The 15,837-nt window shown below is 57.9% G+C and carries 14 protein-coding genes, 5 tRNA genes and 1 riboswitch; of the genes, 14 read left to right on the top strand and 5 right to left on the bottom strand.

Annotated elements, in window-relative coordinates:
- Positions 1–22: 22 nt before the first annotated feature.
- Entirely contained in the window at positions 23–310 is a 288-nt protein-coding gene (locus CKW25_RS25060) for a topoisomerase II (protein WP_095083556.1), read from the top strand.
- Positions 311–322: 12 nt separating this feature from the next.
- Positions 323–1,333, top strand: a complete 1,011-nt coding sequence (gene astE, locus CKW25_RS25055) for a succinylglutamate desuccinylase (protein WP_095083554.1) — start codon at positions 323–325, stop codon at positions 1,331–1,333.
- Positions 1,334–1,392: 59 nt separating this feature from the next.
- On the opposite strand, the gene CKW25_RS25050 is transcribed toward astE, so the two are convergent.
- On the bottom strand, positions 1,393–1,902 hold the full coding sequence (locus tag CKW25_RS25050; RefSeq protein WP_095083552.1) for a 6,7-dimethyl-8-ribityllumazine synthase: 510 nt from the start codon (positions 1,900–1,902) through the stop codon (positions 1,393–1,395).
- Between the two features lie 119 nt (positions 1,903–2,021).
- Positions 2,022–2,193: riboswitch (FMN riboswitch) on the bottom strand.
- Between the two features lie 216 nt (positions 2,194–2,409).
- Here CKW25_RS25050 and ltaE point away from each other — a divergent pair.
- The 9 genes from ltaE to mgtE all read left to right on the top strand — a co-directional run bounded on the left by ltaE (position 2,410) and on the right by mgtE (position 10,496).
- The gene (gene ltaE / locus CKW25_RS25045) at positions 2,410–3,414 is read left to right on the top strand and encodes a low-specificity L-threonine aldolase (protein WP_095083550.1); all 1,005 of its coding nucleotides are present in this window, start codon (positions 2,410–2,412) and stop codon (positions 3,412–3,414) included.
- Positions 3,415–3,560: 146 nt separating this feature from the next.
- Positions 3,561–6,179, top strand: coding sequence for an alanine--tRNA ligase (gene alaS, locus CKW25_RS25040; protein WP_095083547.1), 2,619 nt, complete (start codon positions 3,561–3,563; stop codon positions 6,177–6,179).
- Between the two features lie 90 nt (positions 6,180–6,269).
- Positions 6,270–7,511 carry an aspartate kinase gene (locus CKW25_RS25035; protein ID WP_095083544.1) on the top strand — a complete coding sequence of 414 codons (1,242 nt, stop codon included), beginning with the start codon at positions 6,270–6,272 and terminating at the stop codon, positions 7,509–7,511.
- A gap of 184 nt (positions 7,512–7,695) precedes the next feature.
- Positions 7,696–7,884 carry a carbon storage regulator CsrA gene (csrA, locus tag CKW25_RS25030; protein ID WP_010226667.1) on the top strand — a complete coding sequence of 63 codons (189 nt, stop codon included), beginning with the start codon at positions 7,696–7,698 and terminating at the stop codon, positions 7,882–7,884.
- A gap of 62 nt (positions 7,885–7,946) precedes the next feature.
- A tRNA-Ser gene (locus CKW25_RS25025) sits at positions 7,947–8,037 on the top strand.
- Between the two features lie 107 nt (positions 8,038–8,144).
- Positions 8,145–8,221 (top strand) — tRNA-Arg (locus CKW25_RS25020).
- Positions 8,222–8,293: 72 nt separating this feature from the next.
- Positions 8,294–8,370 (top strand) — tRNA-Arg (locus tag CKW25_RS25015).
- 71 nt (positions 8,371–8,441) lie between these two features.
- Positions 8,442–8,518, top strand: a tRNA-Arg gene (locus CKW25_RS25010).
- Between the two features lie 535 nt (positions 8,519–9,053).
- Positions 9,054–10,496, top strand: coding sequence for a magnesium transporter (gene mgtE, locus CKW25_RS25005; RefSeq protein ID WP_095083541.1), 1,443 nt, complete (start codon positions 9,054–9,056; stop codon positions 10,494–10,496).
- Between the two features lie 169 nt (positions 10,497–10,665).
- Here the strand turns inward: mgtE and CKW25_RS25000 are convergent, their stop codons facing one another.
- On the bottom strand, positions 10,666–10,992 hold the full coding sequence (locus CKW25_RS25000) for an Arc family DNA-binding protein (protein ID WP_095083540.1): 327 nt from the start codon (positions 10,990–10,992) through the stop codon (positions 10,666–10,668).
- 352 nt (positions 10,993–11,344) lie between these two features.
- Here CKW25_RS25000 and phnN point away from each other — a divergent pair, with 352 nt between their 5' ends.
- Together phnN and CKW25_RS24985 are read left to right on the top strand one after the other, a co-directional pair.
- A complete protein-coding gene (phnN, locus tag CKW25_RS24990; RefSeq protein WP_095083580.1) occupies positions 11,345–11,929 on the top strand; it encodes a phosphonate metabolism protein/1,5-bisphosphokinase (PRPP-forming) PhnN in 585 nt (194 codons plus the stop codon).
- Positions 11,930–12,082: 153 nt separating this feature from the next.
- Positions 12,083–12,159, top strand: a tRNA-Arg gene (locus tag CKW25_RS24985).
- Positions 12,160–12,877: 718 nt separating this feature from the next.
- Here CKW25_RS24985 and CKW25_RS24980 read toward each other — a convergent pair.
- Complete coding sequence (locus CKW25_RS24980; protein ID WP_218192558.1) at positions 12,878–13,129, bottom strand: Rha family transcriptional regulator; 252 nt, start codon at positions 13,127–13,129, stop codon at positions 12,878–12,880.
- A 711-nt stretch (positions 13,130–13,840) separates the two neighbouring features.
- A complete protein-coding gene (locus CKW25_RS27440) occupies positions 13,841–14,041 on the bottom strand; it encodes a hypothetical protein (protein WP_371855206.1) in 201 nt (66 codons plus the stop codon).
- A 176-nt stretch (positions 14,042–14,217) separates the two neighbouring features.
- On the opposite strand from CKW25_RS27440, the gene CKW25_RS24970 reads away from it, so the two are divergent.
- Complete coding sequence (locus CKW25_RS24970; RefSeq protein ID WP_095083536.1) at positions 14,218–15,549, top strand: putative porin; 1,332 nt, start codon at positions 14,218–14,220, stop codon at positions 15,547–15,549.
- Positions 15,550–15,716: 167 nt separating this feature from the next.
- Here CKW25_RS24970 and CKW25_RS24965 read toward each other — a convergent pair.
- Positions 15,717–15,837: transposase (locus CKW25_RS24965; RefSeq protein ID WP_141228961.1), on the bottom strand; the 121-nt coding region annotated here is incomplete at its 5' end.

Genomic DNA, 15,837 nt, shown 5'->3' with positions numbered 1-15,837 from the left:
ATCTCCAGATGAGAGCGTAAACATGAGCGATACCCTGAAGCTGATCCTTGAAGACACCGACGGCACTCAACTGGAAACCTCCTGCACCCGCGTGGCGGTGATGTGGCAAGGCAAGGAGCTGTGGATTCAGCACGATGGCCGCGGCCAGTTGCTGATCGGCGTTGATGTCGAAGAAGGCGATGCCGAATACGCTAACCTGCTGCTTCGCCCATTGGCGACTAATCTGGTAAGTCTGCAACTGGAGATGGAACCAGCTGAGATCGGTGACGAAGACCACGTCCACGGTCCGGATTGCAACCACGATCACTAAGGAATTGGCTCTATGCTCGCCCTCGGCAAACTGCTTGAACTGACCCTCGCCGGCCGTGAACCGGCGGAGAAAACTCAACTGACTGTCGAAGGCGTGCGGATGCGCTGGCTGAGTGAAGGCGCGCTGGAAGTCCGCCCGCCCCAAGCGCGTGACAATGGCCTGGACCTGCTGTTGTCGGCTGGTATCCACGGCAATGAGACAGCGCCGATCGAATTGCTCGATCGCCTGTTGCACGACATCGCCCGCGGTGATTTGAAGCCGTGTGCACGTATTCTGTTCCTGTTCGGTAATCCCGAGGCGATGCGCCGCGGCGAGCGTTTTATCGAGCAGGACGTCAACCGGCTATTCAATGGCCGTCACGAACTCAGCAGTGGCTACGAAGCGCTGCGCGCCTGTGAGCTGGAGCGCCTGGCGGCGAGCTTTTTCAACCTGCCGGACCGCGACCGTTTGCACTACGACCTGCACACCGCGATTCGCGGCTCGAAGATCGAACAGTTTGCGTTGTACCCCTGGAAGGAGGGGCGCCAGCATTCCCGTCGGGAACTGGCCCGTCTGCGCGCAGCCGGGATGGAGGCGGTGCTGTTGCAGAACAAGCCGTCCATCGTGTTCAGCTCGTACACCTACGACAAGCTGGACGCCGAATCCTTCACCCTGGAGTTGGGCAAGGCCCGGCCGTTCGGCCAGAACGAAGGGGTCAACGTTTCGCGCCTTGAAACCCGCCTGAAGCAGATCATCGAAGGCACTGAGCCGCCGATGGCGCAGGACGGCCTGGAGGGTTTGCAGCTGTTCAGCGTGGCACGGGAAGTCATCAAGCACAGCGATAGCTTCCGGCTCAACTTGCCAGCGGACATCGAGAATTTTTCGGAGCTGGACGTGGGCTATGTACTGGCGGAAGACATTGCCAATACCCGCTGGGTCATCGAAGAGCAGGGCGCCCGGATCATTTTCCCCAACCCCAAGGTGAAGAACGGCCTGCGCGCCGGCATCCTGATCGTGCCGACGGGCGACCAAAACCTCATCTGAGCCAAACACAACTCAAATGAGGGAGCGGGCCGCCCGGCCCGCTCCCACGGGTTTTGTGTTTAGACGGCTAGCGCCCGCGGCTCGCTGCGATGCAGGGCGCGCATCTTGTGCAGCGTATCGGCGCAGGTCTTCGCCGCTTCCTGACCTTTGTGCACAAAGTGCTCAAAGAAGAACTTCTGGTGTTCTTCGCCGGCATGGAAGTGATGCGGGGTCAGCACCACCGAGAACACCGGGACTTCGGTTTCCAGCTGCACCTGCATCAGGCCGCTGATCACCGACTGGGCGACGAACTCGTGGCGGTAGATACCGCCGTCAACCACCAGGCCTGCCGCGACGATACCGGCATAGCGGCCGGACTTGGCCAGCAGCTTGGCATGCAGGGGGATTTCGAAGGCACCGCCGACTTCAAAAAAGTCGATGTCCGATGCCTGATAGCCCTGAGCGATCATCTCGCTGACGAAACCCGTGCGGCTTTGGTCAACGATTTCCTTGTGCCAGCATGCCTGGATGAACGCTACGCGCTCGCCTTGATGGTGTTTGCTCTTGCTATCGATTGCGGTGGGTTGCATCTGTTCTGACTCCTGTTTGAGTAAAAAACAGGGCGATATGAATCGAAGGGGATTCAAGGGTGCGTGCAGGTCGAACGTGCAGTGTCTGCGCGTTGCCATGGACGGCCCTTTGGTGCCAATCCCGTTCTCTCTTCATCCGGACTATGACCGTCGGCCCCGGGATCACACCGGGTCTGCTGACCTTGTTGTCACTCACGGTGCAAAGCCTGAGTGACATCAAGCGCTCGCGGGCTATGCGCATTGCGCGCAATTACCGCCGGTGGGGAGTTGCACCCCGCCCTGAGAACGTTTTGCCGGCAGAATTTCTGGCAGCGAAGCGTTTTTAACACATATCGCGGGGCTGCGCATCGCTGCTTTCTGATGATATACATCAGTTTTTCCGTTGGCATGAACCGCCTTTTCCTGCGCCCAGCCTTGATTAATCGAGGGGGTGGCCGCAGTAAACCCTCATCTGGGCAATCTTCTTTATCAGCAGCGACGCGAGCGTCCTATTCCGAGGCCTGATTCATGAGTGTTATTGATCTTCGCAGCGACACCGTCACCCAACCGACCGCAGGGATGCTCGCGGCAATGGCCACGGCAGCCACCGGCGACGACGTCTATGGTGAGGATCCGACGGTCAATCGCCTGGAAGCCGAGCTGGCCGGTCGACTGGGGTTTGTCGCCGCGTTGTTCGTACCCACGGGCACCATGAGCAACTTGTTGGGCTTGATGGCCCATTGCGAACGTGGCGATGAGTACATCGTCGGCCAGCAGGCACACACCTATAAGTACGAAGGCGGTGGTGCAGCGGTGCTGGGGTCGATCCAGCCGCAACCGCTGGAAGTGCAGGCCGATGGCTCGCTGGACCTGGCTCAGGTCGCGGCGGCCATCAAACCGGATGATTTCCACTTCGCCCGGACCCGCCTGCTGGCGCTGGAAAACACCATGCAGGGCAAGGTGTTGCCATTGCAGTACCTGGAGCGGGCACGAAGCTTTACCCGTGAGCAGGGGCTGTTGCTGCACCTGGATGGCGCCCGCCTGTACAACGCGGCGGTCAAGCTGGGAGTTGATGCCCGGGAAATCACTCGGCACTTCGACTCGGTGTCCGTGTGCCTGTCCAAAGGCCTGGGCGCCCCGGTGGGGTCGGTGTTGTGCGGTTCGGCCGAGATGATCGGCAAGGCCCGGCGCCTGCGCAAGATGGTCGGCGGCGGCATGCGCCAGGCCGGCATTCTGGCGGCGGCGGGCCTGTATGCGCTCGATCACCATGTGCAGCGTCTGGCCGATGACCATGCCAATGCGCAGTTTCTGGCCGAGGGCCTGCGTGTGGCCGGTTACGACGTCGAGCCGGTACAGACCAATATGGTTTACGTGCAGATGGGCGATAAAGCCGACGCGATCAAGGCTTTTGCCAGTGAGCGCGGGGTAAAGCTCAGTGCGGCGCCACGGTTGCGCATGGTCACCCACATGGATGTGAGTCGAGCGCAGGTCGAGCAGGTGATCGCGACATTCGTCGAGTTTTCCGGTAAATGACAATGCTGGCCGTCCAATTGACGGTTTCTATCGTATAAACACGCTGTACCGCGCGCGCAGGGCCGATATAATGCGGCCCTTTGCCGTCGCTTCGTCCGTTGACGAAACGCACAGGCCTTTGGCCGCAGCCTCCGTGGAAGAACCTAATGAAAAGCGCAGAAATCCGTGAAGCCTTCCTTCGCTTCTTCGAAGAGCAAGGCCACACCCGTGTAGCCTCCAGCTCTTTGATTCCGGGCAACGACCCAACCCTGCTGTTCACTAACGCGGGGATGAACCAGTTCAAGGACTGCTTCCTGGGCCAGGAAAAGCGCGCGTACACCCGCGCCACCAGCAGCCAGAAGTGCGTACGCGCCGGCGGCAAGAACAGCGACCTGGAAAACGTCGGTTATACCGCTCGTCACCACACCTTTTTCGAAATGCTGGGTAACTTCAGCTTCGGCGATTACTTCAAGCGTGATGCCATCACCTACGCCTGGACCTTCCTGACCGGCGTGCTGATGCTGCCAAAGGAAAAGCTCTGGGTGACCGTCTACGCCTCCGATGACGAAGCCTACGACATCTGGACCCAGGACATCGGCGTCCCGGCCGAGCGCATGATCCGCATCGGCGACAACAAGGGAGCGCCTTACGCCTCCGATAACTTCTGGACCATGGGCGATACCGGCCCGTGCGGCCCTTGCACCGAGATCTTCTACGATCACGGCGCCGATATCTGGGGTGGCCCACCGGGCTCGCCGGAAGAAGACGGCGACCGCTACATCGAGATCTGGAACAACGTATTCATGCAGTTCAACCGCACCGCCGATGGCGTGTTGCATCCATTGCCAGCCCCATCGGTCGACACCGGTATGGGCCTGGAGCGGATCAGCGCGGTGATGCAGCACGTGCACTCGAACTATGAGATCGACCTGTTCAAGAACCTGCTGAGCGCGTCGGCCAAGGCTATCGGTTGCAGCAATGACGACCAGTCTTCGCTCAAGGTCGTCTCCGACCACATCCGTTCGTGCGGCTTCCTGATCGCCGACGGCGTGTTGCCGTCCAACGAAGGTCGTGGCTATGTCCTGCGCCGGATCATCCGTCGTGCATGCCGTCACGGTAACAAGCTGGGTGCGACCGGCAGCTTCTTCCACAAGATCGTCGTGGCCCTGGTGGCCGAGATGGGCGAAGCCTTCCCGGAACTCAAGCAGCAGCAGGCCAACATCGAGCGCGTGCTCAAGGCCGAGGAAGAACAGTTCTCCAAGACCCTGGAGCACGGCCTGAAGATCCTCGAGCAGGACCTGGCTGAACTCAAGGGCACCGTGGTGCCGGGCGACGTGGTGTTCAAGTTGTACGACACCTACGGTTTCCCGATGGACCTGACCGCCGACATCGCCCGCGAGCGTGAGCTGACCATCGACGAGGAAGGCTTCGAGCGCGAGATGGAAGCCCAGCGCGTGCGTGCCCGTTCGGCCAGTTCGTTCGGCCTGGACTACAACACCCTGGTCAAGGTCGACGTGGCCACCGAGTTCACCGGCTACACCGATACCCGTGGTTTGGCAAAAATCGTTGCGCTGTATAAAGATGGCCAGTCGGTCGACGTATTGAGCGAAGGCGACGAGGGCGTGATCGTTCTCGACAAGACGCCGTTCTACGCCGAGTCCGGCGGCCAGGTCGGCGATTGCGGTTACCTGCAGGCGGGCAGCGCGCGTTTCGACGTGCGTGACACCACCAAGACCGGCGGCGCCTTCCTGCACCACGGTATCCTGGATTCGGGTAGCCTGGTCGTCGGTGCGCCGGTCGAGACCCACGTTGACGCCGAGGTGCGTCACGCCACGTCGCTGAACCACTCCGCGACTCACTTGCTGCACGCTGCATTGCGTCAGGTGCTGGGCGACCACGTTCAGCAGAAAGGCTCGTTGGTCGACAGTCAGCGCCTGCGCTTTGACTTCAGCCACTTCGAAGCCATCAAGCCTGAGCAGATCAAGGCGCTGGAAGAAATCGTCAACGCCGAGATTCGCCGGAACTCCGAGGTCGAAACCGAAGAGACCGACATCGAGACCGCCAAGCGCAAGGGTGCCATGGCGCTGTTCGGCGAGAAGTACGGCGACGACGTGCGGGTACTGAGCATGGGCGGCGACTTCTCCGTTGAACTGTGTGGTGGTATCCACGCCAACCGTACCGGTGACATCGGCCTGCTGAAAATCATCAGCGAAGGCGGTGTGGCGTCCGGCGTGCGCCGTATCGAAGCGCTCACCGGTGCCGCGGCGCTGGCTTACCTGAACGCTGCGCAAGAGCAGCTCAAGGAAGCGGCCAACCTGGTCAAGGGCACCCCTGACAACCTGATCGACAAGCTGTCGGCTGTGCTTGAGCGCAACCGTCTGCTGGAGAAGCAACTCGAGCAGTTGCAAGCCAAGGCCGCCAGCGCGGCGGGTGACGACCTGTCGGCTTCTGCCCTGGACGTCAAAGGCGTGAAAGTACTGGCCGTGCGTCTGGACGGCCAGGATGGCAAGGCGCTGCTGGCGCTGGTCGATCAACTGAAAAACAAACTCGGCCGCGCAGTGATCCTGCTCGGCAGTGTCCATGAGGAAAAGGTCGTGCTGGTTGCCGGTGTGACCAAAGACCTGACTGGCCAACTCAAAGCCGGTGATTTGATGAAGCAAGCCGCTGCGGCAGTGGGCGGGAAGGGCGGTGGTCGTCCGGACATGGCGCAAGGCGGTGGTACTGACGCTGGCGCACTGGACGCGGCCTTGGCCCTGACTGTTCCATTTGTAGAGCAGGGTTTATAAGGCAGAGTGCCTGGTCCGCAGTCTAGTGGTGGGCCAGGCAGCTGTTTGAGTGATTATTGGGCGCCCTTCATGGGCAGAGGCGGCTTTGAAATGGCTTTGATCGTACAGAAATTTGGAGGCACCTCGGTCGGCACTGTCGAGAGAATCGAGCAGGTCGCCGACAAGGTTAAGAAATTCCGCGATGCCGGCGATGACCTGGTGGTTGTGCTGTCTGCAATGAGCGGCGAAACCAACCGTCTGATCGATCTGGCCAAGCAAATCAGTGGTGAGGATCAACCGGTTCCCCGTGAGCTGGACGTTATCGTCTCCACCGGTGAGCAGGTGACGATCGCACTGCTGGCCATGGCGCTGATCAAGCGTGGCATTCCTGCGGTGTCCTACACCGGTAACCAGGTGCGGATTCTGACGGACAGTGCGCACAATAAAGCGCGTATCTTGCAGATTGATGACCAGAAGATTCGCGGTGACCTGAAGGCGGGGCGCGTGGTTGTAGTCGCCGGTTTCCAGGGCGTCGACGAGCACGGCAACATCACCACCCTGGGGCGTGGCGGTTCCGATACCACCGGCGTGGCACTGGCCGCAGCCCTGAAAGCTGATGAATGTCAGATCTATACCGACGTCGATGGTGTATATACCACTGACCCGCGTGTTGTGTCCGTGGCCCAGCGCCTGGACAAGATTACCTTCGAAGAGATGCTGGAAATGGCCAGCCTCGGTTCCAAGGTGCTGCAGATCCGTGCGGTCGAGTTCGCCGGCAAGTACAACGTTCCGCTGCGCGTACTGCACAGCTTCAAGGAGGGTCCGGGCACCCTCATTACTATCGATGAAGAGGAAACCATGGAACAGCCGATCATTTCCGGCATCGCTTTCAATCGCGATGAAGCCAAGCTGACCATCCGTGGCGTGCCAGACACCCCGGGCGTGGCCTTCAAGATTCTCGGCCCGATCAGTGCCGCGAATATCGAAGTCGACATGATCGTGCAGAACGTTGCGCACGATAACACCACGGACTTCACCTTCACCGTACACCGCAACGACTACCAGGCGGCCCAGGCCGTGCTGGAGAACACCGCTCGCGAGATCGGTGCCCGTGAAGTGGTGGGTGATACCAAGATCGCCAAGGTATCGATCGTTGGCGTTGGCATGCGTTCCCACGCAGGCGTCGCCAGCCGCATGTTCGAAGCCCTGGCCAAGGAAACCATCAACATCCAGATGATTTCCACCTCGGAGATCAAAGTCTCGGTAGTGATCGAAGAGAAGTACCTGGAACTGGCTGTGCGCGCGCTGCACACAGCCTTCGAACTGGACGCACCGGCCCCACAGGGCGAGTGATGCGTTGCCCGGAGGGCGCGGCCTGGCCGCGCCCTTTATTTTTTGAGTGGCGCGCGCAAGCCTGTTCTTTTGCGCGCGCTAGTCAATACTTAGGCGTGAAGAGCTGCGACCGTTCCGGTTGCAGGTCGAGCGCTTTTTTTTTGCAGACTGTTGTCCCTGAAATGAAATGCGTGAGGAGAAAGGTATGCTGATTCTGACTCGTCGGTGCGCAGAAAGCCTGATTATTGGTGATGGCGAAATCACCGTAACCGTGCTCGGCGTTAAAGGAAATCAAGTGCGCATCGGCGTTAACGCACCCAAAGAGGTCGCGGTTCACCGTGAGGAAATCTACCTGCGTATAAAGAAAGAGAAGGACGAAGAACCAACTCATTAATTTTTATCGATTTTTATGTTTGCAAACGGGGAAAAGGTTGGTTAAGATACGCCCCGTGTTGCGGAGAGCTGGCCGAGTGGCCGAAGGCGCTCCCCTGCTAAGGGAGTACACCTCAAAAGGGTGTCGGGGGTTCGAATCCCCCGTTCTCCGCCATTATTTGTTTAGCACGTTGTAATCAGGCTTTTTCGGTAAGTTGTTGAGATTACTAGAAAAAGTGCTTGGAAAAAAGATTCGACGGACTATAATGCGCAGCACCAAATGCACTCGTAGCTCAGCTGGATAGAGTACTCGGCTACGAACCGAGCGGTCACAGGTTCGAATCCTGTCGAGTGCACCATTTAAAGGGTTGTTTGCAGTCATGCAGGCAGCCTTGTTTCAATCAGTTGTGATCTGGTTTAAAAGCACATATGCACTCGTAGCTCAGCTGGATAGAGTACTCGGCTACGAACCGAGCGGTCACAGGTTCGAATCCTGTCGAGTGCACCATTTAAAGGTTGTTTGCAGTCATGCAGGTAACCCGGCTTCAACCAGTTGTGATCTGGTCTAAAAGTACACATGCACTCGTAGCTCAGCTGGATAGAGTACTCGGCTACGAACCGAGCGGTCACAGGTTCGAATCCTGTCGAGTGCACCAAACACCAAAAAGCCTGCGTCTAACGCGGGCTTTTTGCTGTCCGGGATTTGGCTTTTGCAGATCCTTTCTCGTTGAGCGCGGTCTGTGCGTTCCGGGTTCCTTTTCCTCTGTAGTGCCAGTCTCGCCTGCTCGTCTTGTCCAGTGTCCCGGCTACGCTTTCTGCGTCCCGCAGGCTCACGTCAAAAAATACTCATTGATGGATGGCCTCTTCGCGACGTTCTGTCTTCTGGGCGGTCTAGTCTGAGGGGTGCAGCGAGATTTTTCGGTGCGGGTGTGTTTTCTTTTCGGAAAGGGTCGTCGCAGTTTCACAGGTGTGGAGAGTGCTCAGGTTTATCTCGCAAGCGCTTGTTCTGGGCTGGATTTTTTAACGTTTAAAAACGCCAAGCGGTGTATCATTGCGCCCGTCAGCCCCGTCGGGGCTTTTGGATTACCTCCATGGACTTACCCAGTAGTTACTCACTATCTCGTTTTACCAATCATGAATTGACTGATTGATCCTTCCGGCGTGCCCCGCTGCTGGGAGTGGAGTTCGCCTATGACTGAAGTTGAAGTAAAGAAAACGCAAGAAAGCTTGCAGGACCGCCTTGCTCAAGTCGTTGAGCTGCTGCATCGCCAGCGGGTGGTCGAAGACCTGACTCACCGTCAGGAAGGTGCTCATCACGATCGGGTCGAGAACCTGGTCCACCGGCAGAACCTCGTCGAGTTGCAACGCAAGCTCGATGATCTGCACTCCGCCGACGTTGCCTACATCCTTGAAGCGCTTCCGCTCGTCGACCGCCTGACGGTCTGGCAGTTGGTCCAGGCCGAGCGTGACGGCGACATCCTGCTTGAAGTCTCCGACTCCGTTCGTGAAACCCTGATCGCCGACATGGACGATCACGAGCTCCTGGCAGCCGCCAAGGAGATGGACGCCGACGAACTTGCTGACCTGGCCCCCGAGCTGCCGCGAGACGTCGTCCACGAGCTGATGGAAGCCCTCGATGGCCAACAGCGTGAGCGTGTCCGCTCCGCGTTGTCCTATGACGAGGAACAGGTCGGCGCCTTGATGGACTTCGAGATGGTGACGATCCGTGAGGATGTCAGCCTTGAAGTGGTCCTGCGTTACCTGCGTCGCCTCAAAGAGCTGCCGGGCCATACCGACAAGCTGTTCGTGGTGGACTATGACGGCGTGCTCAAGGGCGTCCTGCCGATCAAGCGACTGCTGGTCAACGATCCCGACAAGCAGGTTGCGGAGGTCATGGCCAGCGATCCGGTGAGCTTTCACCCGGATGAAGACGCCTATGACGCCGCCCAGGCCTTTGAGCGTTATGACCTGATTTCGGCCCCGGTGGTCGACAAGAACAACAAGTTGATTGGTCGTTTGACCATCGATGAAATGGTCGACCTGATCCGTGAAGAGAGCGAAACCGAAGTGCTCAACATGGCGGGTCTGCGCGAAGAAGAAGATATCTTCGCCTCGGTCTGGAAGTCTTTGCGTAACCGTTGGGCGTGGCTGGCGGTCAACCTGATCACGGCGTTCATTGCCTCGCGGGTGATCGGGCTGTTTGAAGGTTCTATCGAGAAGCTGGTGGCCCTGGCGGCATTGATGCCGATCGTGGCGGGCATTGGCGGTAACTCGGGCAACCAGACCATCACCATGATCGTCCGCGCCATGGCGCTTGATCAGGTCAGCACTGGCAATACCTCGCGCCTGATGCGCAAGGAGTTGGCGGTAGGCTTGATCAACGGCCTGGTCTGGGGAGGCGTTATTGGCGTGGTGGCTTACCTGCTTTATGGCAGCTGGTCGCTGGGGGTGGTGATGACGGCCGCCATGACGCTCAACCTGTTGCTGGCGGCATTGATGGGGGTCTTGATCCCGATGACCCTGGTGCGCCTGGGGCGCGATCCTGCCATGGGCGCCAGTGTGATGATCACGGCGGTGACCGACAGTGGCGGTTTCTTTATCTTCCTCGGACTGGCGACGATTTTCCTGCTCTGAGTCATTGAGGCGTGACCCTGCTTGAATGAGCGGGTCGCGCACCTTCAATTTTTCCTGGATAAACCTGAAGCCGATGGTGACTGAGCGTGCCGTCGAGCAGGCGTGTGCCTGAACGCCAGGCAAAAAAAAGCCAGCCCATGGATGGCTGGCTTGAACTTTCGGGAAGGAATCAGGCTGGATTTGCGGCCATTTCTGCGTCATGGGCAATCAGCGAAACCAGCGCGTTTTGCTGGCGGTGGGACAGTTGGCGGAAGCGTTGCAGCAGTTCGCGTTCGTGCAATGACAGCTCGGGGCTGTCCAGGCGCATGCTCAGCTCTTCGCCCAGCGCGCCTTCCTGAATAAGACTCTGCTCCAGTCGCGCGATGATTTCGGAGTTCATGCTGCGATGATGGTTGCGTGCCACCTCGGCAATGCGTTCACGCATTCCGTCTGGCAGGCGTACGACGAATTTGTCAGCCGTACGGCTGGAATAAATTGCCTGTTTCAATGGGCGCATATATTTAACCGGTTAGTTCAGGGGAGCGGTTCTCGGAATTGGCCGCGGGATGTCAGTAGGACAAGCTCGACCGCCAAATGTTCAACCTGAATTGATAAGAGGCCCGCATCATGCCTCAAATAAGCCAGATCCTTGGCGCCAATTCTGTGACAAATATTGAACCGGTGGCAGGCATTATGCCAGCACCTATTATCAGAAATGCGGACTGGTTTGAAAACACTCAAGCCATTCGAATGACTGATCGCATCCTTTTACCTGACAGGCGGGTTCGTACTTTGTTCCTTGCCTTATACAGAATAGTGGCATGTAGCCGATTTGCTAGGGTGGGCAGGTAATGGGGGGAGAGGGCGGCATGGGTGGCAGACTGATTTATCTGATGGGGCCGTCGGGGGCTGGCAAGGACAGCCTGATCGACGCGGCTCGCGATGCTCTGGCACGCCTGGATTGTCTCGTGGCGCGCAGGGTGATTACCCGGTCGGCCGAGTCGGTCGGAGAGGAGGCCATTGGCGTTACCCCCCAGGCTTTCGCCGAGCTGGCGAGCCAGGGGGGCTTTGCACTGAGCTGGTACGCCAACGGGTTGGATTACGGTATCCCCGTGCAGATTGATCAATGGCTGGCTGAAGGGCGTCACGTGCTGGTCAATGGTTCAAGGGGGCATTTACAACAAGCCAGGGTGCGCTATCCGACGCTGATCCCCATTCTGTTGACCGTCAGCTCCGAGGTTTTGCGCAGGCGCCTTGAGCGGCGAGGGCGTGAAAGTGCGATGGAGATCGAGGCCCGGCTTGAGCGTAATGCCCTGTTCGCCAGTCGTGCCGACGAGGACCAGGCGAAAGGCATATTCCTGCTGGATAACTCCGGTGAGTTGTCGTCGGGGGTGAGCCGCTTGCTCGACCTGTTGAGGCACGAAGGTATCCACGAAACACAGTTGCAGGCGTGAATGGAGGGGCAGGCGTTGTGTCGCTATCCGGGGATTGTCGGGCGGACGTGATTGCCTACACTTAAAAAGCCCCACAGACGACATGACAAACCCGGGGTTGCCCGTTAACATGCTCGCCGTCCATCGCGCCGCATGTCCTTGCGGCCGGCCAGTGTCTCAGTAGCTCAATTGGATAGAGCATCCCCCTCCTAAGGGGAAGGTTGGCAGTTCGAACCTGCCCTGGGACACCATATAAATCAAGCACTTAGCCAGATTCTGAAAAGACGCACCAGATACGGTGGGTGCAGGGTGGGTGCAGCAGCAAACGAAAGGCCCCGCACAGAATTGCTCTGGCGGGGCCTTTTTCGTGCCGCGACACGTTTTGCGAATAATGAAAATGTGTCGCGGATTACGTCCCAACCTTACACATCAACTCAAGCCAGCGACGGCTAGGGGTGCTGGCTTGGGCTGTTCAAACTGTCTGGCCGTCAATCCTCACAGACGCTTGGCCGTCATGCGAGTAGGGAATGCTCACCTCGACCACTTTCCCGCTCCCCGTGGTTAACGGCCACCAGGCGGGGGCGAGGGCGACTAGCCACTTTTGGCGAGTCGGTACCGGCCATGGTCGGAGGCATGTGATCGAGTAGACCAGACAGGAGACTGATTGCTTCCCTCTACGCTTTTGCCCGTCATCCAATGTGTGACTGGTTTCAAAAAACGGGGGAACGGGGGAACAGTGGAAACAGCCAATGTTTCCGGGACTTGAGCGGGGGAACTTGTACCCCAGTGTTTTTTTTGGGGAACAGAAACAGCCAGACTGAAGAGCTATGCAGTGAGACTACATCGTCTCACCGAGACCAAAACGCTGCACAGTCGGTCCCGCATTTGTCGAGGCGATGCTGTTTTTTGCTCTGCCAATCCCCGACGGACGTGGTGACGGGGTTGTCGTTTTGAGGGAGGACACCCTTGTCAAAACTGAAGGGGAAGTGACGGCATCTCACTTCGGGCCGGACGGTTTAAACGTGAGCCATGGTCACAATTAAACCGCATGGGGCGTTGCTCACCCTTCGCATCCAGGTATTCAACGAGCGCAAAATTGCGCCGGTTGAATTCGGACGAGCACTTCATGTTGGCAATCTTGCGTAACACAGCCTTGTGCGCCCTGCCGAAGTAGGCTGCAACGCGCAGTGAAGTGGTCACCACCTTTCCCTGATCGGCCATCACCATCTACTGAAAGTCGACTTCACTCAAAATGAATTCACTCATTACGCACTCCTGATACGCCACTTTAAAAAAGTGTATGCAGGCAGGGACGGAGGCGTACGTATCGCGACTAGCTGTTCGTTCGGTAAGGGTGAGATGAAGGCAGGGACTGGGCTTTTTTCATGTTTTAAATCCTCGACTATGGTTGATTCTTGAAGGGCCTTGCAGCCCTTACGCGGCGTGGCTTGCAGGGCATTACCAGAATCTCCCGATCTAAAGCCGGTCAATCCGTTAATGAGGGAAAAGCCCTTCCGGTCTACCTGAGCCGTGACCGAACAGGGGAGCTTCGGCAGGACGTTAAAAACGGTCCCGGTCGCCGTTTTGAATCGTCCCCTATGGTTGATTCTTGAATAGGCTTGCAGGCCTTGTGTTCTGCAGCCTCCAGCGCTTCACCCGAATTTTCATTTCTACCATCCTTCAACCCGTGAATCACGGCAACCCCTTGCCGCCTGAATGGCAGTCCTCAGCTCGTAAGAGCGTTTACTTCGCGGGAGGTCCTTCAAGAAGCTGCCTGGCTCGCGCCGCTCGCCGATCAGCGCCTGCCATTTGTCCACCAGCATCTGGCTAGTCACCGGCGTCGAGCGGTGCCCATAGCGGTCGTCGAGTAGTTCCAGCAAGTCGCGTCGTTGCGGAGCGGTAAACGGCGCGCAGACTCCAATTGATCGAGGATCAACAGATCTGCCTTGGCATAACAACCATCAGTTTCTCGAAGCGGTCGCCGCCGTGGGTCAGGCCCAGTTCTTCCATCAAGCGCGGTTGGTGCAGGTGGATCCTGCGTTCGAGGATGTGGGCGATGGCACCGGCCGTGTGCGGCCCTGTTTGCTCTGCCCACTCGGGTTTCGCCGTCAGGTCTCTGAAGAGAGTGTTCAAACAGCCTTTGTATGGCCATAAAAAACGTCAATTTACCGTCATATTGTCATAATTAATAACGATACTTGCGCACGTTGTTATTTCTAATGGTTATACATGGCAACGGTTTCACGTCCATTAATGGTCGGTTTTGCCTTGGATGACTAGCTCTTCCACTCTCATCTTCGGAGATTGATATGCGTCTTGTTTCCACGAAAACTGCGGCGGCCCTGTGTGGCGCGCTATTGCTGACCATGAGCGTTCCGGCCAGCGCCGCAGTCGACGCCAAACTGCTCGACATGCTCAAGGCTAACGGCTCAATTACCGATGCACAGTACGGCGAGCTGCAAGCCGAGCTGACCAAGGAACAGAAAGACCAGCAAATCGCCCGTCAAGCTCAACAAGAGACCAGCGAGCAGATTGCAGCAACGGCGAAGAAAACCGCGGAACTGAGCACCTTCGACCAGAAACTGGCGTGGGCTGCCAAGACCCAATTCAAGGGCGACATGCGTTTCCGTCAGGAATCTATCGAGAACAACGACGCGCCCAACAACAAAGACCAGAACCGTCAGCGTATTCGTGCCCGCCTGGGTGCCTACAGCGAAATCAACCCGCAAGTCGACACCGGTATCCGTATCGCCACCGGCAGCAGCGACGACGCTCGCTCCACCAACCAGGACCTGAACAACTACTTCGACAAGAAGTCGATCTGGCTGGACCTGGGTTACATCGACTACCACCCGGACGCCATCAAGAACCTGCACCTCGTTGGCGGCAAGATGCCGCAACAATGGGTGAGCATGGGCGACATCATCTGGGATAGCGACATCAACCCGGAAGGTCTGGCAGTGACTTACAAGTACCCGCTGAGCGGTAGCGCTGAGCTGTTTGGTAGCACCGGTCACTACACCCTCAAGGACAACGTCGACGGCGAAGGCATGCAGTTCAAAAACGACCTACGTCTGTACGCCGGCCAGCTGGGTGGGCGCTTCGCTCTCACTGACAACCTGAAAATGACCTTGGGCGGCAGTCTCTACGCCTACGACAACGATGAAGACAGCGCTTGCCCTACCTCCGGCACCACCACTGCACCGTGTGCACTGGCCGTCAATGGCAACAGCCCGGGCGAAGAATTCAACTTGTACGAAGGTTTCGGTCAGCTGGACATTGGCGGTCTGCCAATGCCGCTGTCGGTCTACGGTCAGTACGTCAATAACACCGAAGCCAGCAATGACCAGGACACTGCTTGGTTGGCCGGCGTCAAGACCAAGGTCTATGGCGTGGCAGTGGACTACAACTACCGTGATGTACAACGTAACGCGGTGGTCGGCGCCTTCACCGACTCTGACTTCGCCAACGGTTACACCGGTTCGCGCGGCAGCAAGTTGAAAGCGAGCTACGAGTTGGACAAGAACTTCACCCTCGGCGCCACGTACTTCATGGCTAACTCTGACTACACCAACGCCAGCACCAACAAGAAAGATTCGGACATCAACACCCTGCAACTGGATGCTGAAGCGAAGTTTTGATTGACCCCGCTATACGGCTCGGGCAAGGACGTCTGAGTTGCTTTACAGCCTGCCGTGGATGGATTGATCCCCATCATCCGTTCGATCTATCCACGCTAGCTTGTTTCTTGACCCCTGCAATGAATCCCCTCTGCTACGGAATGTCCTTACCGCAAAAATTTGGTTCTTCACGGATTACCGGGAAAAACGCTCTTTATCTTCATGAAAAAGAATTCGCTATCCCGATAACCGTACGCCATCCGCTTGATGACCTTGATTCGATTGTTGATACCTTCCAACTGCCCCGTA

This window comes from Pseudomonas sp. Irchel s3h17, assembly GCF_900187505.1.
Taxonomy (GTDB): domain Bacteria; phylum Pseudomonadota; class Gammaproteobacteria; order Pseudomonadales; family Pseudomonadaceae; genus Aquipseudomonas.
Note: the sequence above shows the minus strand (reverse complement) of the source record. Positions and strands in the feature narration are given on the sequence as shown.

Bases quoted from the DNA above. Each gene is read 5' to 3' on its own strand.
- ltaE (WP_095083550.1), top strand. From the start codon at position 2,410: ATGAGTGTTATTGATCTTCGCAGCGACACCGTCACCCAACCGACCGCA.
- CKW25_RS25035 (WP_095083544.1), top strand. From the start codon at position 6,270: ATGGCTTTGATCGTACAGAAATTTGGAGGCACCTCGGTCGGCACTGTC.
- CKW25_RS24980 (WP_218192558.1), bottom strand. From the start codon at position 13,129: ATGGCCGATCAGGGAAAGGTGGTGACCACTTCACTGCGCGTTGCAGCC.
- alaS (WP_095083547.1), top strand. From the start codon at position 3,561: ATGAAAAGCGCAGAAATCCGTGAAGCCTTCCTTCGCTTCTTCGAAGAG.
- CKW25_RS24970 (WP_095083536.1), top strand. From the start codon at position 14,218: ATGCGTCTTGTTTCCACGAAAACTGCGGCGGCCCTGTGTGGCGCGCTA.
- CKW25_RS25060 (WP_095083556.1), top strand. From the start codon at position 23: ATGAGCGATACCCTGAAGCTGATCCTTGAAGACACCGACGGCACTCAA.
- phnN (WP_095083580.1), top strand. From the start codon at position 11,345: ATGGGTGGCAGACTGATTTATCTGATGGGGCCGTCGGGGGCTGGCAAG.
- mgtE (WP_095083541.1), top strand. From the start codon at position 9,054: ATGACTGAAGTTGAAGTAAAGAAAACGCAAGAAAGCTTGCAGGACCGC.
- csrA (WP_010226667.1), top strand. From the start codon at position 7,696: ATGCTGATTCTGACTCGTCGGTGCGCAGAAAGCCTGATTATTGGTGAT.
- CKW25_RS25050 (WP_095083552.1), bottom strand. From the start codon at position 1,902: ATGCAACCCACCGCAATCGATAGCAAGAGCAAACACCATCAAGGCGAG.
- CKW25_RS25000 (WP_095083540.1), bottom strand. From the start codon at position 10,992: ATGCGCCCATTGAAACAGGCAATTTATTCCAGCCGTACGGCTGACAAA.
- astE (WP_095083554.1), top strand. From the start codon at position 323: ATGCTCGCCCTCGGCAAACTGCTTGAACTGACCCTCGCCGGCCGTGAA.